This window comes from bacterium (assembly GCA_035549195.1).
Taxonomy (GTDB): Bacteria; Oederibacteriota; Muellerivitia; order Muellerivitales; family Muellerivitaceae; genus DASZRK01.
Genome location: DASZRK010000008.1, coordinates 1 through 20,964, shown reverse-complemented (window position 1 = coordinate 20,964; position 20,964 = coordinate 1). Strand labels below are relative to the sequence as shown.

The window sequence follows — 20,964 nt, the reverse complement described above, 5'->3', positions numbered from 1 at the left end:
CCCCAGCAGCACCTTCTCTTGGGCCTCCGGAATGGTCCCGTCCGGGGCCGGGCCGATATCCAAGAGCAGGTTCCCGTTCTTGCTGACGGTGTCGATGAGGCTCCGGACCAGGTAGCCTTTGTCCTTGAGGGAATCGTCCTTCAAATAAGCCCAGGACTTCCAACTGACCGAGGTGTCGGTCTGCCAAGGCGCGGGGTTGATGCCGGGAAGTTTCCCTTTTTCCACGTCTTGGACGGCCGTTCCAGGCACGAAAGCCTTGTCCTTAAGGTTCAGGACGACCTGTTGGTTCCGTTGCTTGGCCCGGTCGTAATAGTAGGCCGCGAACTTGGGGATATAGGACTTGAAGGCGGGCGCTTCCCCGATCCACCAGTCGAAATAAACGATCTGGGGTTTGTACTTATCGACCAACTCGGCGGAGCGGGCCAGCCAATTCCTGGTCCATTCTTCGTCGGGATCGCTGTAATCCTCCCGCGCCGGCCCGTAGAAGTCGGCGTATTTCGGGTCCTGGACGTCCGAGGGGAACTTGGTCCCGCCGCTCATGAACCACCAATGCTCCGCCCGGTGGGAGGAAAGCCCGAAGACCAACCCTTCCTTCCGGACGGCTTTGGCCAGTTCGCCGATCAAGTCGCGCTTGGGTCCCATCTTCTTGGCGGTCCAGCGGGAAAGGTCCGAATCGTACATGGCGAAGCCGTCATGGTGCTCGGCGACCGGCACCACATAGCGGGCGCCGGCCATCTTGAAGAGCTTGGCCCAATAGGAAGGGTCGTATTTCTCGGCCTTGAAGAGGGGGATGAGATCCTTGTAGCCGAACTTGTCCTGAGGGCCATAGGTGGCCACGTGGTGCTTGAAGGCGTCGTCACCCTGCTGGTACATGTTGCGGGAATACCACTCATTGGCATATCCGGGCACCGAATAGAGGCCCCAGTGGATGAAGATGCCGAACTTGGCGTCCCGGTACCAGTCGGGGACCCGGTAGGCCTTCAGGGAATCCCAGTCGTCCCGAAAGGGTCCTTTTTGGTCCACACGCTCGACGGCCCGGACCTTCCGCGCCACCTTGGCCTTGGTCGCGGCCGATTCCCATTTCAGGTCGGCCGCAAAAGCCCCCGAAGTGAAGATGAACAACAGGACCCCCAAAACCCTTTTAGCCACTGATGAAGGGGATGAACACCGATAGCCCCGAGAACAATGGAAAGACTTCGGCTTTTCCCATCGGCGTGCATCGCTGTTCATCGGTGGCCGATCCAATCTTGTTTATTTCTGTGGAACGATCTCGATGGCGCAGATCTTGGCGTTCTGCACCGTGGCCTTGAAACGGATCTCCAGGATCCCGGCCTGGGACTGCTCGATCGTGAAGGTGCGGTCCAGGGCCTTGAAGTCGCCCCCGGCCTCCTGAAGGATGTCGAAATCCCCCAGGACCCGGTTGCCGTTCAGGAGCACATCGAAGACCCGTTCCCCCGGCTTCTTCACGTAGCTCTCGGCGAACTTCAGGGTCACCTTGTATCCGCCCGCGGGCACGGGCAGGCGGTAGCTGAATTCATTCCCCCACCGCTCGGTAGCGTAAAGCTCCGGGTCCTGGGGCGCCGCGATGGAACGGCCCGCCCCGGCGGTCTCCCCACTGGTGAAGCCGATGTCCTCGCGCCATTTGTTCCCCGCATGGTCCGTGAAATCGCCCCCGCCGCAACGGATGCGCCAGGTATCGGAGGGAGGCAGGGGGACCGGGGTGGGCCGGGGCAAGAGCCCGGCGGGCGCGGGGGCTTTGCCGTCCTTCATGTCGAACCACGCGAAATCGGCGTGGGCCTTCGAGGGCTGGCCGTTGGAGGAAGCGTAAAGCCCGATGGCGGTCCCCGTGAATCCTCCCGCGTTCTCCCGGGTCAGGTCCTCGGAGGGCGATGCGCCGAAGTTGTCCCAGACCTGTCCGTTGCGGGACCAGGCGAATTGGTATTGGTCCTCGTCCCCGGCGAGCCTGAGGAAAAGCCGTCCGTCCTTCACGGCCCGGGCGGCCAGGGTGTAGGTCCTGCCCTTGACCGTATTGCGCACGAAGACCCGGAGTTTCCCGTCCGCTTGTTCCAACCCGACCTCGTAATGGTTGTCATCATTGGCCCGCACACAGATCCCCGCCTCCTCCCCGTCCTGGGCGGGTTTGAAGTCCAGGAAGGTCTTGGCCTGGAAGCGGAAATCCCTCTGGCGCATGCCCACGAAGGCCGGTTCCTCCATCTTCTTGTTCAGGGACGCCGGGTTGCAGAGGATCCTTAAATGGCCGTGGCCCAGGGAAAGGTCCTTTGGGTCCCCGTTACGGACCCTCAACCATTCGGGCCCCAGTTTCCGCAGTTTTCGGAAGTCCCAATGCGTCGTAGGAGCGGCCTCTTTTTCAGGTTTGAGGGCGGGGGCGGGCATCTCGAGGGCCACATGGTGGTCGCCGTTCACGACCGGCCAGCCTTCCTTCCAGGTCACCGGAGCCAGGTAGCTCTCCCGGCCCAGTACGGACTTGCCGTGGTGGAACCTTACGCCCAAAAAGACCATCCACCAGGTCCCGTCCGGTGCCTCGATGAGGTCGGCGTGGCCCGTGCACTGGATGGGGCTCGTGGGCTCGTCCCGCTCGGTGAGGATCGGGTTGTAGGGACAATCCTCCCAGGGCCCCCAGGGGGAATCGGAGCGGTGGATGGTCTCCATATGCCGGTCGCCCGTGCCGCCCTCGGCCAGCATCAGGTAATACTTGCCCTGGATCTTGTAGAGGTGCGGACCCTCGTTCCAGGATTCGTTCAGGTCGTTGAAGATCGTCTTGGTCGGGCCGATGGATTGGCCGGTCTTGGGATCGAACTCACACTGCTTGATACCCGCCTTTTCACCCCCGCCTTGGCCGGTGTAATAGGCCTTGCCGTCGTCGTCGAAGAACATGGAGCCGTCGATATCCGGGATGTTCATCCAAATAGGTTCCGACCAGGGGCCCTTCGGATCCTTCGCGGTCACGATGAAGTTGCCGCCCCCGCTCACGTTGGTGCAGGTGAGATAGAAGAGGCCGTTCCAATAGCGGATGGTCGGCGCGTAAAGACCGCCGTAATCCGTGGCCCCTTTCAGGGGCAGTTGGCTGGGACGGTCCAAGGCATTGCCCAGGAGGGTCCAATGCACCAGGTCCCGGCTGTGGTGGATGGGAAGGCCCGGGAAATATTCGAAGGTGGAATTGACGAGGTAGAAGTCATCGCCCTTGCGGCAGATGCTGGGGTCGGGATGGAACCCGGTCAGGATGGGATTGCGGAAGGTCTTGGGGACCGGAGCGGCTTGAGTGAGGGTGGCGGCCAGGATGAAGGCCAGCAGGACGAGGAAAAGGAAACCAAGGCGCAAGGAGGACCTCCTGGATGGAATGGGAGGCCATTATCGGCCGGAGCGGTGGAAAGGTCATTCCGAAATAAAACGGACCGGAAACAACCTGAGCAAGGTTTCAGGCGGTTTAAAGGAACGCCCTATTGCTCGATCCCGATGGCACCGACCCAATCCAGGTCCCGCTGCCGTCCATCCAGGTCCATGCCATAGCCATAAAGCCAACGGTCCTTCAGACCTTCGCGGGCCAGGGCCGCACGGTCCCATCCCAGGTCCAGGCCGCAGAAATCCAGGTCGACGCTGCGCGGCCCCCATTTGCGGATGAGCACCGCGGTGCGGACCTCCCCGGCGCCGTTCGCCACCAGGGCTTCCTTCAGGGCCAGGAGGGTCTTGCCCGAATCGGCCAGGTCATCCACGACCAGGATGGCGTGACCCCCGAAGGCCGCCAGGTCCAGGCCGTCCAGTTCCAGGTCCCGCTCCTCCAGGAGCTTGGTGCCCGAGGTCCCCTTCACCTTGACCTCATAGACCATGAACCTCTCGTCCTTCCCTTCCTTCCGCAAGACCGCGACCAGGTCCCGGGTGAAAGGACGGGCCCCTTCCAGGACGCTCAGGATCCGCAATTCATGGATCTGCCGGTCCTTCATCCAGCTCAGGACCGAACGGGCCGTCCGTTCCACCGCATCCCGGATCTGGGAAGGGGTCAAGAGCGGTTCGGACCCCTTCATGACCCTTGCTCCGGCTTGGAAAGCTTTTCGGTCACCGACCGAAGGGCCTGGTCCACCGCCTGCTTCACGTCCTTCTCCCCTTCCTTTTTGAGGTCCTCCAGGAAGTTCTTGGCCACGCGGGACCGGTAACGGCCCAGGGCTTCCAGGGCCGCCCGGCGGACCTCCAAGGGACGGTTCTTGCGGTTCTCCAGGAGCTTATAGGAAGCCGCCCATTCCAGCAGGGTGTCCAGGGACGCGGGATCGGCCAAATTCCCCAGGGCTTGGCAGACCGCAGTCCAAAAGGCGGGGGTCGGATGCCTCCGGGCCGCCTCCATGAGGACGCGGGAGTCGCCATCTAGCCCCACCTTCCCCAGCACCTGGACCGCACGAAGGGAAAGGGGACCTTCCGGTTTTTTCAAGAGGTCCAGGAGCAGGGGCCGTAGGTCCGTCTTTTTCCAGGTCTCAGCCAGGTCCAGCACCTTGAGTTGCACCTCCGGATCGAAGGAGGACCAATGCTTCTCGAAATGGTCGGCCAGGGTCGCGGGCATCGGGACCTTCTTGAAGATGTCCAGGAACCGGCCCAGGTCCCCCTGGCCCCCCTTGTCCTCGAGCCATTCCTCGAAGACCTTCGCTCCCTTGGATTCCATGCCGTTGAGCAGTTCCACCGCCTCCATCCAAAGGGGGCTGTCCTCCGGGGCCGTGAAGGCCCGCTCCAGGAGCAGGTCGGAGGCCAGGGTCCCCAGCAGTTGAAGGACCTTCAGGACCTTTTCCTTGTCCCCCGCCGCGTGGGCCTTGAGGAAGCGTTCCAGGACCGGTTGGCTGAAGATGGTCTCCAGCGCCGCCCGGGCGGCCATGTTCTGGTGTTCGAAGAGGGGCGGTTTGCGGATGGCCGCTTCCTTGAGCACGCGGGTCATTTCCAGGAATTCGGTCCAGTCGGGATATTCGATCTCCTGGGGCATCCAGTCCTGGGCCAGGGTCAAGGCGATGGGATAGGTCGAGGCATGGACCCGGTCGGTCAGGATCTGTCGCAATCGGCGCATCCCTTCCAATTGGAGGTGCCGGGGAACGATGAGCCAGTTGACCCGGTTCAGGTGGCGCAAGGCGAGGGCGGTGACCGCCACGTCCCCGGAGACCGTCAAACCCCAGACCCTTTCCCAGAACTGCTCGAAGACCTCCTCTTGGGAGGGATCCTGGATATCGGTCAGGAGGTCGGCGACCCCTTGTTCCTGGGAAGGGTCCGAAAGGAATCCCCACCGTCCGACCTGCATGTTCGCCAGCAAGGAAGCCGTGCCCGGGGGCAGCGCATCCGCGATCTCCAGGTCCTCTCCCGGTCCGGCGGTCCCTTGGGCCAGGACGGCCTGGGCGGCCGAACCCGCACCCTGACGCTCCGCCAAGGAGACCAGTTTTTTCAGGACCTCGTCCATTTCCATCCGGACCGCGCCAATGGCTTTCGCGCTGCCGGGCGAGCCCAAGCGCTGGCGCACATCGTTCAGGGCGTTCAATACTTCCAGCAGGCCGGCGCCCCCTTCCCCCGGGCCCGGTCCCTTTGCGGGCAACGGCTCGCCCACATCCTGGAGCCATCCCCCCATGTTCTCCATGAGCTTGCGGGCGACCTCTTTCTTATTGGTATCCGGTTTGACCCGGGTGAAGATCTGCAGGAAATACTGGAGGGCTTCCAGGGCATCTTGGAGATTCTCCTCCTTGGGCGCCTCTTCGCCGGAGACCACCTTTTGTCCTTCCTGGATGGCCACATAGATCTTCTCGTTGAGGCGGATATGGGGAAGGGGTTTTTGGGCCATGGCCTGCACCAGGGAGACCCCCGAGGGCAGGGCCTTGGGCTTCAACAGTTCAAAGAGGCCCTTGATCTCATCGTCCGGGAGACCCGGCAGGAAGGTGATGGATTGGACCTTATGCGTGAGGAAGACATCCTTGATCATATTGGTGGAGCCGGTCATGCGCTCGTCCAAGGGGCTCCCCTCCACGAGCAGGCGGCCTTCGGACTCGGCGATCCCCACCGAGGGCAAGGCCTCGAAAAGACCCTCGAGGGAGACCCGGAAACGTTCAATGGACTTGATCACCATGTCGTTGCCAGCGTGGTAAAGGAAGTAATTGGAAAGGGCGACGCGCATTTCGCGCACCGTGGAGGAGGCCAATCGGACCTGGAGAGCGTCGAGCATGGAGAGCCTTTTCCCTCGGGATGGGCCATATTCTATCCGGACTTTTACGGGCGGAACTCTGTCGAAGACCGTGGACTCATGCTATTTTGCATGGGCTAAAAAGGCCGTTTTAGGGCGAAAAGGAAGGTGACGATGGGTTTCTTGGACGGGCAGGAAATGGGCTTGGGCACCTGGGCCTGGGGCAAGGGTGTGGTCTGGGGTTTCGGAAAGGGCTACGGGGAGGACGACCTGAGGGCTTCCTACCGGGAAGCGCTGGCTTCCGGCATCCGCCTCTTCGACACCGCCGAGGTCTATGGAGAAGGGGAATCGGAGACCTTCCTGGGCCGGTTCCTGAAGGAAGCCCCGGCCCAAGACGTCCGCATCGCCACCAAGTTCGCCCCCATGCCCTGGCGTTTCCGCACCTCTGAAATGATCCAAGCCCTCAAGAGGAGCCTCGGGCGGCTGGGCCTAAGCTCGGTCGATCTTTACCAGATGCACTGGCCGAGCCCCCCTCGGTCCGTCAAGGCCTGGATGGAGCCCCTGGCCCAGGCGGTCAAGGAAGGCTTGGCCAAAGAAGTGGGCGTCTCGAATTTTTCCCGTTCCCAAATGCTCCGGGCCCAGGAAGCCCTGGGGGCCCAGGGGGTTCCCCTCGCCTCCAACCAGATGCAATATTCCCTGGTCCGTCGCAAGCAGGAATTCAACGGTCTCCTGGAAGAATGCAAAAGGTCGGGTATCCGTTTCATCGCCTATAGCCCGCTGGGCATGGGTATGCTCTCGGGCCATTACAGCCCCAAGAACCCGCCCTCGGGTCCCCGTCGCCTCTTCTATTTCGGTCAACTGGGAAAGATCCAAAGGTTGGTGGAAAAACTCCGGGCCATCGGGGAAGCCCATGGCGGCAGGACCGTCAACCAGGTCGCCTTGAACTGGGTCCTGGGCAAGGGTGCCCTCCCCATTCCCGGGGCCAAGACCGCGGTCCAGGTGAAGGAGAACGCCGGAGCCCTGGGTTGGCGCCTGACGGAAAAGGAAATGGCCTTTTTGGACGAGGCCTCGAAGGATTTCAGGCTTTAGGCCGGGTACCGAATTTCCCGCCCTGTTTGTCCAGGATGCGGGCGTCATGGTGGTGAAGGGCGAAGGTCACGCCTGGGACCTGGAGGAACTCCAGGACCACCCAGTCCCGGAACCACATCCTTTCCTCGCGGACCTGGATCTCGGACCAGGGGAAGAACATCGGCGGATGACCGACCTTGAAGAGCCAGGCGATCGAAAGATAGAAGCCCTGGTCATCCACCCCGTAGTCCAGGACCCCCTTGTATCCCATCCATTTCCCGAAACGTCCCCTTCGGCCGATGAGCTTGAACCCTTTGCATTCCCGGTCGGCGGCATAGACCCGGGCCAGCCCGGCCCAGCCGCTCATTCGGGCGGTCATGGGCCCGGTCAAGGGGATCCCAACGGCGATGACGACGGGGATCAGGACCAGGACAATGAACGGAATGTGGGTCGTCGCGGACGACATGGTCTCCTCCGGTCAAAAGGTCTTTCCTCCGCTTCATCATAAGCCTGGAAGGCCTCGGCCGATATAAACTAGGCCGCTCTTTTACGACTCGATCATCAGTCGGCTTTAGTTCCGGCGGACGGCCCATAAGGACTTAATTTTGAAAGATCTATTTTTTCGGTCGATCCTGAAGGCTTTCCGCTTGTCCGTCCATCCGCTCCCCCGGTCCTTCCCCACCCACCTTCTTCTTTTCCTTCCTCAATTCTTCGGATGGCACGGGCGTCTTCCGAGGGATCCCCGCCATCCCGGGGCCGGCTTTGAGGATTTCGTGGCGGCCCAGGTCCTGGACCCTGCTTTACCCCGGAAGGGGCCCTATGTGGATAAGGAAGACGCCAAAGGCTTGGCCCGGACCCTGGCCCCGGGGATCCGGACGGCCAAGACCCTGGCGATCCTGTCCCTCACGCCCGGCACCGGGCTCAAGGACCTGGAGAGGTTCCTAGGCCCTTTCCTGGGACGGAAATGCGTGGTCAAACCCACTCATGCCTCGGGCACCGTCCTACTCCTGGACCGCCTCCGGCCCGGGGACCTGGGAAGGTTCTTCCGCGTCGCGAAACGTGATTTTTTCTTTATAAGTGGCGAAAGACAATACCGGGACCTGCCCCGGAAGATCCTCGTGGAAGAATCCTTGGCGCCTTCGGGAAGCGCCCCGCCGCCCGACTACCGTTTCCATTGCGCGAAAGGGGTCCCCTTTTTCGGGGCGGTCGACGAAGGGCGGTTCATGGACCTGAAGGAATATCATTTCACCGTGCCGGATTTCCAGCCAGTGTTCCTCCAGGCCCAGGGGAACCTGCCGGATCGCATCCCCACCCGGCCCCTCCGCTTCAAGGAAATGCTCCGCCTGGCCGCGAAGCTCTCGAAGCCCTTCGAATATGTCCGCATCGATCTCTACCTGACGCCGCGGGGGATCCATTTCGGCGAGTTCACCTTCACGCCCATGGCCGGGCTCTTCAAGTTCAAGGATCCGGATTTCTCCAAGTGGCTACTGGCCCGGGCCCTGGACCCAAGGAAAAAGGTGCCGTTGCCGGGAAAATGGCGGGTTCGGGTCGCATGAGTCGAAAATAAAAAACGCCCATAAGCTAAAAGGCTTATGGGCGTTTATTTTTATGGCGGGGTTGACGGGACATCGAACCGCTTCGCTCAAGGGTGAAACCAGTTTCCCCCTTGGGGCCCCCTTCTACCGCAAGGAAAACTCCCGTTTTCCTTAAACCTTTCCCGGGTTCTCGCCCCCCGACAACTACACCACAAAACAAAAACGCCCATAAGCTAAAAGGCTTATGGGCGTTTATTTTTATGGCGGGGTTGACGGGGCTCGAACCCGCGACCTCCTGCGTGACAGTCACTTTTTCTCGAGCGAAAACTTGTCTCAAAACCATTACATCACAACAAAAACCTTCACAGTGAGCTTCTCAACTCGCCCTTCGGTGTCATATTCGTGTCATTGAACCTTTCCACCTGTTTAAAGGCGTCCTCCCGGTCCTTCCGGTCGATCCGGTTGTACCGTTTGAACATGGCATAGGTCTTATGGCCCGATATGGACATGATAACCGAGTCGTTCACTCCCGCCTTCCTCAAATTCGTCACCGCGCAATGCCGGAGGTCGTGGAACCTGAAGTTCTCGATCCCCGCTTCACGCCGCGCGTTGATGAAAGCGGTCTTGATATCATCCATGCGCAGGCCCTTATAGGTAAAGACGTAAGGGCTTCCAAGGGTCTTCGGCGTCTGTTTCAGGAGATCCACCAGCATCTCCGTCAAAGGCACTTCCCTTTTTTCCTGGGTCTTGGTGTCGGCGGCTTCCAAGGTAATGACCTTATGCTGGAAGTCCACCTGGTCCCACCTTAAGCCAAGAATCTCCCCTTTGCGCATCCCCGTCCAATAAGCCAACTGGACGATGGCGGCCACCCGGGGGTTGCACTTCGATAAAAACGCCTGGTATTCCTCAGGCGACAAAGTGCGGTCACGGGATACTTCTTTGAAGGCCCGCACCCTTTGGATCGGGTTCTTCTCCATCAAGCCGTTCAAGACGGCCCGATTCAGGATGCACTTCAGGATCGCCAGGTCCCGGTTCAAGGTGCTGTTCGACAGCGGCTTCCCCGTTCGGTTCTTACCTGGAGCCTGATTACCGACCTTCCGCCGATGGTTCAAAAAGCCTTCCACGAGGTCCGCGGTGAAGGTCTTCAAGGCCCTATCACCAAAATAAGCCTTGAGCCGATCCACCATTTGGATGTCGTTCTCGTAGGTCTTCCGTCTTGCCTGCGAATACCCCAGAAACGAATCCGCTACCTCGAAAAAAGTCGCTTCCGGTTTGCCTTCGGCCAGGAACTTGCCCGTCACGATCTCCTGCATGTGCTTGGCAAGGATCAACTTAGCCTGGGCCGCCGGAATCTGTCCCAATCGGACCCTTTTGCGCTTCTTCTCTCCTCCTGCTTCAACAAAGTAATCTAGGAAATACCCCTTCGCGTCCTTGCGGAGATGTTGGGGCAATCCGTTGACATTAGGTTTAGCCATACCTACCTCCTAATGTCCCCAGCACTTGGCATTGTATCAAAAGCCAAGGGAAGGGGTTTTTGGAAAACTTTCAAAAAAATCGAATGCCACACCCTGGGGTGCCTGCCCACCTTCACGAAGGGCAGTACCCCGATCTGCCTCCAGTAGCGGACGGTCCCGGTCGGAACCCCGGCCTTCTCAGCCACTTGGTCGTCCGACATCAAATAGTCCTGATGCTGATACCTACGGTCGCTCCTTCTGCGCTCCGTCATGGCCTACCTCCTCAAAAGGTTAATAAAGACCCCGAAGGGGTCATACCTTCGGGGAAAGGTGTGGAAAACCCCGCCCGTCCCGTCAGGGACATGACGGGGGGTTTTCCACGGTGTTGCCTTACGCCTTTCGACTTAACTTCTTCCATCTTCACGCCCGCGCCCGCGCCTACTTGGTTGTTCAAGAAGCCAGCCCCCACTCCCGCTTTCCTGGTACTCCTATCTGTTCCAGGGGGAGTGGGGGCTGGCGTCGCAGGACAACCAAACTCCTTGTAGGCGCGGGTGTTTCGGGCGTTTTTGACTAAAAGCTGTTTTAAGTCCTGCATTAAGGTTGAGGTCTTCATGCCGTGGCCTCCTGGGGCCCCTCGGTGGCTGGGGTCGCCTTCAGGATCGGGTCTTTCACGAAGGGCAGGTAGTCACCCTCCAGGTCCACCCAAGGCACCCGGACGAAGGGGTGCCGGTCCACCTTCTCGAAAAAGGAAAAGCCCCAAAGGTCCAGGTTCCGAGGATCGCCTTTGAGGAAGGTCGCGAGACCTTCCAGCATCCTCAAGGCATGGGCCTTGTCCCGGCTGACGACCAGCCGGTAGGCCGCCGGAAAGTCCCGGTTGAGGTTCAGCACCATGTTGACCATCTTGTCCCGGTTGTAGGGGGTATGTTCGTACTCCAGGACAAATGCCTGGGTTCGGCCTTCCAAGGTTCCCTCAAAGTACCCGTCCGGGGTCCGGTGGTGGACCCGGCGAAGCCGGGTTCCCGCCAAGTCCCAACCCCGTCCAGCTTCCAGGTCTTTCTTCCAACCCATCCTTAAGCCGCAACGCATCTCGTAGTCCGAAAGCCAGATGAGGCCTTCCAGGCCCCCCTCTTGTTCGATTTGGACTCTCATGGAAAGGACACGCTTGTCGTGCTCCCTTTCAAAGGGGTTGATATGGGGCGAACGGACTTCTTGGGAAATGAGGATTCTGGCGATCTTGGAAAGGTGGTTCAGGGCAGGACGGGTCAGGCAGTAGTAGGTGTCTTCGTTCGGTAGGTTTTGGGTCTTGAGGAGTAACCCCCGCTCCACAAGACCCCGCAGATGGGACCAGGCCGTCACATGGGAATGTTGGGGGTGAAACTTCCGGTGGAAAAGCTTGGTGGTGATGAACTTGTTGGATTGGATATAGGAGAGGGTTTCAACGTCGCACGGGTCTAGGTCCAGGGCTTGCCTGGGAGGGTGGGCCGGTTCCAGGGGCCCCCTAGGCATTGTCGCCCTCCCCGAACTTCAGGCCCAGGTCCAGGCCCTTCTTGCGCCCCTTGGGGGGCTCGTCCTTCAGGATGCCCTCCAGGGAGGTGTGGTTCTCCCTTCCACGGAGAGGAGTATGGGTCAGCCCCAGTTCGAAGTCCGCCGGGGGTTGGGGTGCCGTTCCCAAAGCCGTCTTGAAGCATTCGACCTTTTCTTTGTGGCACAAACGGACAATGGCTTGCCCCACCGGCAAATCTTTGATCTCGTCGGGATGGATACGGAACTTCCGGGCATCCCTGTCCGAATGACCCCGTTCGGTCCCACCCGCGTCATAGGAAGTCGAACCTTGTTTGCGAAAGACCTCCGTTCCGATCAAGCTGGAGAAATACTCAGCCGTGGCCGGGTCCGATAACCTCAAGATCACCTTGTTGTTGGTGTTATTGATCACCTGCTCTTTGAATTCTTGGGATACGCCGGAAAGGTCCCCGTTGGACTGGTGGGCCAATACCAGGTTCACCCTGGCGTCTCGGCATTTGTTGACGAGGTCGATAAACCCCGGATAGGAAAGGTTATAAAACTCGTCCAGAACCACCCGGAAGGGTTTCTCCGGGGGGTTCATGTAGCGCTCGCCCACTTCGCTTTGGAGGGCCATCATGAAGAGGATGGCCAAAGGCTTAGCATCGTCCGGATATTTGGCTGAAGCCAACCCCAAAAGGAAAATCTCATTCCGGTCGATAACGCTCTTCATGGTGAAGTTTGGGTTTTTGGAATTGATCAGGGGAGACCATTCCCGGTTGCAGAAACGGCGGAGCTTCAGGATGAGCCCCGCTAATTCGTCCTGCCTTTGCTGGGGGGACTTCCGGAACCAAGGTTGGAAATTCTTGGCCTGTTGAGTCTCGGAGTATTTAGCGCAAAGGGCCGCGATGGTTCTAAAGGTATCTGTCTCGCCTACTGCCGTGGCCAGGTCCTGGAAGGTGATGACGGGGATCTCTTTTTTCATTAAGAAGATGAGGTCCTGGAGGAATCCATCGGCGATCTGGACGTAGTGGGGTTCGACATTGGTCGTGTCGTAATAGAGGGCCGTAAAGACTCGGCTGGCGATCTCATGGGCGCTTCCGCCCGCAAGGGGGTTACAGCTCATCGAAAGGTCGGGCCGGCCCAGGTCAAGGTAGTTGAAGTGGTTCCGCCGGGAACACTTGTCGGCGTAAAAGACGATGTCCCGGACCATGTTGCTTTTAACGTCGAGTACGAACAGTCCTAACTTTTGTTGGATGGTCTGGTACATGAGGGGCTTGAGGACATGATGGGTCTTTCCGGAGCCGGTGTTGCCTACCACCTGGAGATTCTCATGCAGGATATTGGAGGGAATCTTCTTCTTTCTTTTCGGGTCCAAGTAAAAGGCATATTCATCCTTAACCTTATTCCCAATACTGCCGTCGATATAAAAAGATAAATAAAGAGCCACCCCGAACCAAAGGGGAGCCAGCAAGAAGTCGAAGTCTAAATTTTCTTTGAAAAGGGACATCAGGGCCATCGTTACCGCTAAACAGGAAAGGACCCTGGAAATAGTATGGATCGTATCGTCCTTCCGGAAGTAAAAGGAAATTCCGTATGGGACCAAAAAGGCAAGGTTGACGAAAAACGGAAGTTGGTGGGCAAGATTGGTGACTTGGTCTTCGCGTTGAATGAATGCGCAGAGGAAGCTTAGGCAAGGAACCCCAATGATATAGAAGGCGCTCGCAACATAAACAACATCATTCCAGAAACTCTTTTTCATATAGCCTTCCTTTCAGGGACGGCCTTTTGTGCGGTTAATCTTTAGGGCTTATAGCTCATCCTGTTCCCGCCGTTTCCCCGGCGGAAGCAAGTAGGCACTGAGGGCATTCCTGATGATCTTCGCCCTCTTCAACTTCGGATTCTCCATCTGCTTCTTCCTTAAAGCCTCAACGAGGGGAGCGGTAAGGTTGATGACGATCCTGGCCCCACCCTCGAACTTTGGTCTTCCTCTGCCTTTTTTCTTTTTGTCTTTCATGGCCTTATCTATATTCCTTTCCTTAATTACCGTCAATTTTATTCAATTGATTAAAGCATGCCGTTTATTTAAAAGGCTATATAAAATTAATTGTTATTTGAATGTCTTAAAAGAAGGGCCGTAATAATAGACATGCTTTAAAAAATACTTTGGAAGCAACTTAAAGAATCTTAGTAATTTTGAAGTTTTAGTCTGGGGATGGTTAGGAAGGGAGGTTAGTCGAAAACTTGGTTTTTGTTCGGAATAAGTAATTCTCCAGCAGCGGAAATGCGGAATGAAATACATTTACCATGATGAAGGATGACGTAAAGTCCACCAGTGGTTTGTTCGGCAAGCCAAAACTCGGACGCATCCGCGTTTCTCAAGGGTTCCAATTCGGCTGGTAATGACGGTTCCTTCAGGGCATCCTCAACCATACACAGGATCGCCTCCCGTTCTTCATCGGAAAATTCGTGAAGGTTATTTCTCAGCAACGACCGGGGCGGGTCCTGACCAATGATCTCTTTTATTTCATCGTAATTTTTAAATTCTTTATCCTCCGGCCTTAAGAAACGGTCTTCCCACCATGTTAAGGCATCAAGGAAAAAGGTGTCCTTATCGTAACCATTGATACCCTTAGGGTGATATTCGATGAGGTGAAATTTGTCTGGAGACTTTAGACCAAATTTATCTCGGCACATGCGGAAAACTTGATCCGGCAGGTTATCGGACAAGCCTAGGAATCTAGTCCCGCCATAAGGCCGCTGTAGTTCTTGAGCCAAGGCAATGAAATGGCCTTGCCGATGGTAAAGACGAAGGAAGCATTTTGATTCCGTTCTTTCCTCTGGCCACCGAAACATCCCTTCGAATATCTTTCCATTCGGTAATTTATTCAGAAATAGCGAATATTTTTTTAGGAGTTTTACAAAAGTGGATTTAAATTTCATTTAATCCAGTCCAGCAAGAGAATTCAATTTATCCGCCATTACTTTTGCCCGCGCTTTAAGAAAATCATCAAACTGATCTTTTTTTAAATATTTCTCTAATTCGCCGTTCAGCAAGTGGCTTTCTAAGGCCAAATCCAATTGCGGATTTGAAGTCGAAAACATCTCTAAATATTCGCTTGGAGGTTTTGCCGCTATTTCATGACGTTGCTCCTTCGCAGGAGCCATGCAAATATTCGCCAAAGAATGTTCTTTGTCTAACCAATCCTTTTTTCCGGTTCGTTTCAACCACCCTCTGGGAAAAATGTGATGAAGCTCTGTAGCGTTATACTTGGAAAAAGATGTTGGTATGGGAATTAACGTCGAGGATTTAAACGACCTTGGCTTTCTAGAAGCAAGCATGGCCAGTATCGTTAATACAAAACCATCTCTCCTGTCGTAACGAGCATCCAGAATCATTTCAGGCGTAACTTGGTTTACTTTAAGAAGCGCAGGAGATCCATTCCGCTGAATTTCTCTAATTAATAACCCATCCTCTTCCATACTGCTCTCAGGACTAGAGGAGTAACGAGCGCTTATACAAGAACGCCAAAAATATCTTTCAAGCCAAATTGCTTGGTTACCATTCGGCCCTTTATGGTCATTCAGCAAAAAGAATAGAGTGATCAAAGGAATGGTGGGCTCATAAGCCAACAAATCATACTCAGCAATACCAAGACGAGTCTGGGCAAAATCTAAAGCCAACTTAAAACACTCTGTTACTTCTTCCCAATTTTCGGACACGTATGTTGAATCTATTTTTAAAAGGTGTCGTTTATGACAACCATATTTTTCAAATTCACTTGATGTTTTATCCTCATCTAAACGAATAGTTTTTAGGGAGATGGATTGCATTGGCAGGATGGGATTGAGCCCATCAAAATGTTTTAAACTTTTCTCCAGTTCCTTCCACTTTGCCCTCAGGTCAAAAGAAAATGGATACAATTTCGCGACAAGCAAATCAAAGACTGTTAATTTTTTCCCCGAATTATTAATTCGTTCAAAAATTATGCAGGCTTGCTCTAAATCACGTTCATCTATCTCAACACAAGCGAATTTGTATTTCTCCAACAGAACTGTTCGGACTTTTGTAAAAATGGGTTTGTATATTTCGGGCAATGGATCCCGAAATGGATCGTAATTATCTGAAATAAGTTGTCTGAAGGTAACGCCGATTTCCGGTTTGAGATGCGTAAATTCATCTTTCTCAAAATCGTACCAAGCTACATAAGGGATCGGATTCCTTCGATTTTTCCTTTTAACGCTCGCTTCTTTTGCGCAAGCATAGAGAGCCGTTAACCTTTGTTGTCCATCTAAAACATACGACGGCTTTCTACCATCCGGAGGCAAAGGTAAGGTTATGTTTCCAATGGATCGAACATCCGCCAATTTTTCGTAGGTCTCCCAAATCACTAAACTGCCAATGGGAAAACATTTATAAACGCTGTCTATTAGTTTCACACAATCCGGAAGGTCCCAAACAACTTCTCTTTGAAATTGTGGAATTTTTAAAAGTCCTACCTCAATTTCGTCGATCAATGAACGAAGATTGCGTGGACGAACGTCAATTTTTTCAGCCATATGTACTCCTTAGACTTATAAGACTGCCAAATCCAATAATGTAGTTGGTTGCAATTCGTTAAACTTTTTCTGGGGGATTTTTTTATACCGCCAAGATTTTTTGGTTAGCTCGCTAGCATTCTCACACCATCTTTCAGCCGCAGCATCCTTGAACCGTGTTTCTTCACCTTCCTGACCTTTCGTTTCCAAAAGCCAGTTGGTTCCATCCTCGGCAATCGCCACAAAATCCGGGTGATAGCTTCGTTGATTGTAATTGCCGTCAACGTAGTCTATTGAAAACCCAAAACTTTGTGGAATTTTGGAAAAAGACTTCACATCTTCCGCCTTATCCAAAAACTTCGCGAAAGTTCGTTCAAATTCGTTATCACATGGAACTAGGTTGAGAATCGTCTTTTTACTCTCATAAACCGGCCTTCCCCATGGGAAAGGAGGGTTCAAGTCGGATAATAGACGGTCCGCGCCCTCAAGTTTTGGGGTTTGTTCTGCGACAATCTTGCTTTGCAGTTCCTTCTTGAAGGCTTGAACACAGACATATTGCGAAACATTTGTTGTCATAGCCTTCAGGATTTCGGGATCTTCTAGGTTGACCTCCCGACCAAAGGCCTTCTTCTCGAAGAATTCTTTAATCCTCGGAACCAGTGCCGCAAATTGGGAAGGTAATTTGACCTCCTGGGCTATTTGCCTGGCATAGTAGCCGATGACCTCCTGGGGTGTCTGTGGTTCAGGAATGGTGTATTTCCGTTCCACTTCCTTAACCAGGGTGATGTAGTCGAACCCCTCGTAGGTAAAGGTCGTTTCTTCCGAATCCCCTTTTTTGATGGGAAGCTTTGGCGTTTGGAACCTCATTACGTCCAATTCAGAAATTTCTTCGGCAAGACTTTTCTTTCGAACCATAACCGGGGAGATGAGCGGCAAGCCAATATCGAATTTCTTCTTATCCGGGTCCGGCATGATTGAGACAATGGAAAGTTTATCTTTCCCGACATCGAAGGAATCCAGCTTCAAATCTTCAAGCTTTTCTAAATCATCCACGAAAGAAATAAACGCGTTATTTCCGATCACGTCCACTCGTTCGGTATAACCGTTGCCTTGGCCCCGAAACATCAGCCTTAGACCACGACCAATCGTCTGCTCTGGAAGAATATTGGCCTTAGACGTGTAAGGTCGAAGACCTACAACCACAGTGACGTTCTGGACATCCCATCCCTCTCGGAGCATTAATACGCTAACGATGGCATTAACGGGACTTTGGTCGCTATCTACTTCATGGGCTACTTTTCGGGCTTTGTCCAAATCTGCTTTAGAGACTTCACCTGATTTGTCTGTGTGAATAACAAGCGTATTTTCTTCACCGAATTCTTTTGGGTATTTTGTTCGAAGCCAATCCCCAACATCATCCGCCTCGTCCGTATCGTTAAGCATGACAAATAAAATGGGTTTCTTTTTGAGTGGTGTTAACTGTTCCTTGTATTCCTTCCACCTCTCTACCCCTGCCACGAGGAAGCCTTTGTAACGGACACTAGCTGTTTTAGATTTCGCTTCCTGAATATGGGCTATACCTTTGAAAGGACGTTTGACAATTCCATCCAGGATGGCTTGCTTGAGGGGGTAATCAGAAATGGTCCAGGGGAAAAGCTGGCCCTTTTGGAACCGGGGAGTAGCCGAAAAATCAACTTGCATCGTAATCGGAGTTTTTAGGTGAAGCCGCCGAATGATCGCATTCCACTCGCTTTCCTCGTCATGTGTGTGGTGGGCTTCATCGTTTATCACCATTAAATTTCCCGACCTTAAACCGATTCGTTCTGAAAAATCAGACACCTCTAATTTATTCAACGCAGGGTCAGTACCCAAAATTGAAGTCATCTCATCAGATTCTTCATATTTAACATTTTTCAAGCGTTCATAAAACTGTTGGACATTTGAAAGAAAAAGCATTCCAGAACTATGGGCTTTCAGGCCATCACCACGCATTACAGAATCAAAATCCCAAAAAATTTCAAAATATTTTGGAATAATTGGGTCTGCTCGAAAGATACGTCCACCCTCAAAATCAGTTCTGAGGCGTTCAAAAACAATAATGTTTGGGGCAATCACTAAAAAAGTTTTTGCATATTGCTTGGCTTCAGTCGGTTCTTCACATTGGGAATTAAAATATTGCCATGCAATAACCAGAGACATAACTTTTGTCTTACCTGATCCTGTTGCCATTTTGATGCAATATCGAGAAAATTCATCATAAGTTGGAAGACGGATATTCTTAATACTGGTTGCATACCGTTCCAAAAGGGCTTTACGACTCCGTACCTTTTCGTACTCCCAAACGAAAATTAAAGTCTCAATTGCTTCACGTTGAGAATGGTGATATTGAAATGACCGACCATTTATTTGTTTGTGATCTGTTTCAAACCAATAATTAAGTAACCGTCGGGTAGTCTCCGTTGTTCCCTTATAACCCCCTGCCCGCCAAGCCTTTACGGCATCCCTCAATGCAGGTACACAGGGAGCAGTTTTTAGCTTTGCTGTCACATCTAATAAATCAGGTTGGTTTCTAGGGACTTTTTTACTTTTTCTTTTTGGCATTCAAAACCTTAATCTTTACAAGTTTCGTAGTGTCATTTCCAAGAATATCTATTACCTTCACTACAACTGAATATTCACCCGGTGCTTCGTATGAGTGAGCTGTGTTCAATTCCAGTTCCGGATTCTGTCGAGAACGATAACTTTGCCACTGGTTGTGGAAGGTATCGTTCTTGTAATCCCAATCCACAGCCCAATAATCAATCCACTGAGCCCAATGCCTAATGGCCTTTTGAACGTCCTCAGGAACGTATTCCGGAACAATAACAAAATCTTTAAGTCTTGCAGTTGCTTCAAGTTCATCTGATTTGATTTCAACGGCAAGAGAAGATAGTTCAAAAAATTTAATGTCTCCTTGGTCTACGGCCTTCTTATCAAGCACTTCCCGAGGAATAATTTTGAAATGGACTTCTACTCCGGATTCCGCAGCAATTTGTTTCGCTACCTCATTAACTTCCAAAGCAAAATCCCATCCTAAAATATCCACCGTAGCTTTTGCGGGGGAGTTTTTTCCTTTACCAACGGATTTCCAGGTTTCAGCAGCTATCGCTTTCACGTCCGCCAAAGTAATTGGGGCATCTACAACTCCAACATGTATCATGCGATCTTTCTTTGTCCCATGAAGCCAAGCAAAACCAGTTATTGGTTCTGCTTTATATAAATCCAAAATGAAACGTCGATAATTAAGTTCTTTTTCCACCTGTTTTTTGGGCTCGGAAAATTCTGCCGCTTGCCAAGCTTGACGTTCATATTTTCCTAGGTTTTGAAGAACAAAAGGCCTGATTCCTGATATAGAAAGTAATCTTTTTCTTGTTGTGTGAATCGCGAATCTTCCTAAATCGCACCCAATCCATTTCCTTTTTAATTTTTCGGCCGTTGCTAGGGTAGTTCCTGATCCACAAAAAAAATCCGCAACCAAATCTCCCTCATTAGAAGAAGCCTTAATAATACGCTCTAAAAGAGCCTCTGGTTTTTGGGTAGCGTAGGAAACACGTTCTGCGGCTTGAGAATTTACTGGAAGAACATCATCCCAAATAGATTGCAATGCAGGGCCCTTCATTTCATCCATATAACGCTTATACCGAGGATTACCCGTGGACGTGAAAACTATCCGTCCTTCTTTTAATAGTAAATCAATATTTTCCTGGGAGTATCTCCAATGGTTTCCCTTAGGGGGTGTAAGGATTTTATCCCCGAATTTTCTTGGAGGGCCAACACCTGATGCCGCTAATGAAGTAAGTTGAAATGCGCGACCATTTTCATCTTTTTGATTGTAATGAGACTTAATATAAGAATCCGTCAAGCCTGTATATTGTTGATTGAATTTATATTTATCTGTTTTCGAATAGAACAAAATTGTGTCATGAGTCGAACCATAACGTTTCGGATCATTATGAGGCAAAGATCTTTTCCAAATTATCTCATTTACGAAATTATCTTTACCGAATATTTCATCCATTATTATTTTTACATAATGTACAACGTGATAATCAAGGTGAACATAAATGCTCCCCGTATCACTTAAAAGATCATTCATTCCATAAAGAGATTCGCCAAACCATTTCACATAAGAATCAACCCCTTTGCCCCAAGTGTCTCGATATGCTTTCATTTCAATTAAATTAGGTTCTTTAATAAATTGAGTTTCCCCTTCTTCGTTTTCGTTGTCATCCGGAACAGTCGCCATAAACGAAAAATCAGCTCCAACGTTAAATGGCGGATCGATGTATATAAGATCAATTTTTCCTGAGAATTCACCCATCAACGAAGGTAGTACGTATTTTTTGTCTCCCCAAATCAGTCTGTTTTTCCAACCCGTATTTTGCCCACTTGAAAACATATCTAAAGATTGTTGGCGATCCTGAGTGCTTTCGTTGATTGTTTCAATTGTTTGAAAAGGAAGCGCAATTTTTACTGGTGAAACTTTCTTACCATCTTGGTATTTCCCATCCCAAATTAGTTCAGCCATTTATTCCCTTTTATAAATTATTTAAAAGAAACTGTTTAAGTAGTTTCCAACTTGTCGGATTTTAAACGGAAAAACATTCCTCCATGAAAACACCTGCTTATATTCGCCTTGAGGTAAATATCTATATATTTGAGGGGGGGTAAATCC

General features: G+C 52.8%; 15 protein-coding genes. 2 read left to right on the top strand and 13 right to left on the bottom strand.

Translation table 11 applies throughout. The annotated features are described in order from the left end of the window. The 4 genes from VHE12_01730 to VHE12_01715 all read right to left on the bottom strand — a co-directional run. Positions 1 to 1,122, bottom strand: a 1,122-nt coding sequence (locus VHE12_01730) for an alpha-L-fucosidase (protein ID HVZ79502.1), incomplete at its 3' end; no start/stop codon positions are given. A gap of 129 nt (positions 1,123 to 1,251) precedes the next feature. Further along, positions 1,252 to 3,339: a family 43 glycosylhydrolase gene (locus VHE12_01725; protein ID HVZ79501.1), complete on the bottom strand. Its 2,088-nt coding sequence runs from the start codon at positions 3,337 to 3,339 to the stop codon at positions 1,252 to 1,254. A gap of 119 nt (positions 3,340 to 3,458) precedes the next feature. After that, entirely contained in the window at positions 3,459 to 4,040 is a 582-nt protein-coding gene (locus tag VHE12_01720) for a phosphoribosyltransferase family protein (protein HVZ79500.1), read from the bottom strand. Then, positions 4,037 to 6,196: a HEAT repeat domain-containing protein gene (locus VHE12_01715; protein ID HVZ79499.1), complete on the bottom strand. Its 2,160-nt coding sequence runs from the start codon at positions 6,194 to 6,196 to the stop codon at positions 4,037 to 4,039. The genes VHE12_01720 and VHE12_01715 overlap by 4 nt, the downstream gene beginning before the upstream one ends. Before the next feature lie 132 nt (positions 6,197 to 6,328). Here VHE12_01715 and VHE12_01710 point away from each other — a divergent pair, with 132 nt between their 5' ends. Then, a complete protein-coding gene (locus tag VHE12_01710; protein HVZ79498.1) occupies positions 6,329 to 7,243 on the top strand; it encodes an aldo/keto reductase in 915 nt (304 codons plus the stop codon). Here VHE12_01710 and VHE12_01705 read toward each other — a convergent pair. Continuing rightward, positions 7,233 to 7,688 carry a hypothetical protein gene (locus tag VHE12_01705; GenBank protein HVZ79497.1) on the bottom strand — a complete coding sequence of 152 codons (456 nt, stop codon included), beginning with the start codon at positions 7,686 to 7,688 and terminating at the stop codon, positions 7,233 to 7,235. The genes VHE12_01710 and VHE12_01705 overlap by 11 nt on opposite strands. Positions 7,689 to 7,869: 181 nt before the next feature. Here VHE12_01705 and VHE12_01700 point away from each other — a divergent pair, with 181 nt between their 5' ends. After that, complete coding sequence (locus VHE12_01700) at positions 7,870 to 8,778, top strand: ATP-grasp fold amidoligase family protein (protein ID HVZ79496.1); 909 nt, start codon at positions 7,870 to 7,872, stop codon at positions 8,776 to 8,778. Positions 8,779 to 9,119: 341 nt separating this feature from the next. On the opposite strand, the gene VHE12_01695 is transcribed toward VHE12_01700, so the two are convergent. From VHE12_01695 to VHE12_01660, 8 genes are all read right to left on the bottom strand, one after another. Further along, entirely contained in the window at positions 9,120 to 10,232 is a 1,113-nt protein-coding gene (locus tag VHE12_01695) for a tyrosine-type recombinase/integrase (GenBank protein ID HVZ79495.1), read from the bottom strand. Positions 10,233 to 10,820: 588 nt separating this feature from the next. Continuing rightward, positions 10,821 to 11,717, bottom strand: coding sequence for a hypothetical protein (locus tag VHE12_01690; protein HVZ79494.1), 897 nt, complete (start codon positions 11,715 to 11,717; stop codon positions 10,821 to 10,823). Beyond that, positions 11,710 to 13,089, bottom strand: a complete 1,380-nt coding sequence (locus VHE12_01685; GenBank protein HVZ79493.1) for a TraM recognition domain-containing protein — start codon at positions 13,087 to 13,089, stop codon at positions 11,710 to 11,712. Before VHE12_01685 ends, VHE12_01690 begins: the two co-directional genes overlap by 8 nt. Before the next feature lie 432 nt (positions 13,090 to 13,521). Further along, entirely contained in the window at positions 13,522 to 13,728 is a 207-nt protein-coding gene (locus VHE12_01680; GenBank protein ID HVZ79492.1) for a hypothetical protein, read from the bottom strand. 215 nt (positions 13,729 to 13,943) lie between these two features. Beyond that, positions 13,944 to 14,654 carry a hypothetical protein gene (locus tag VHE12_01675; protein HVZ79491.1) on the bottom strand — a complete coding sequence of 237 codons (711 nt, stop codon included), beginning with the start codon at positions 14,652 to 14,654 and terminating at the stop codon, positions 13,944 to 13,946. Continuing rightward, positions 14,655 to 16,271 carry a DUF262 domain-containing protein gene (locus VHE12_01670; GenBank protein HVZ79490.1) on the bottom strand — a complete coding sequence of 539 codons (1,617 nt, stop codon included), beginning with the start codon at positions 16,269 to 16,271 and terminating at the stop codon, positions 14,655 to 14,657. A 15-nt stretch (positions 16,272 to 16,286) separates the two neighbouring features. Further along, a complete protein-coding gene (locus tag VHE12_01665) occupies positions 16,287 to 18,851 on the bottom strand; it encodes a DEAD/DEAH box helicase family protein (protein ID HVZ79489.1) in 2,565 nt (854 codons plus the stop codon). Continuing rightward, positions 18,832 to 20,817: a site-specific DNA-methyltransferase gene (locus tag VHE12_01660; protein HVZ79488.1), complete on the bottom strand. Its 1,986-nt coding sequence runs from the start codon at positions 20,815 to 20,817 to the stop codon at positions 18,832 to 18,834. Before VHE12_01660 ends, VHE12_01665 begins: the two co-directional genes overlap by 20 nt. Positions 20,818 to 20,964 lie beyond the last annotated feature (147 nt).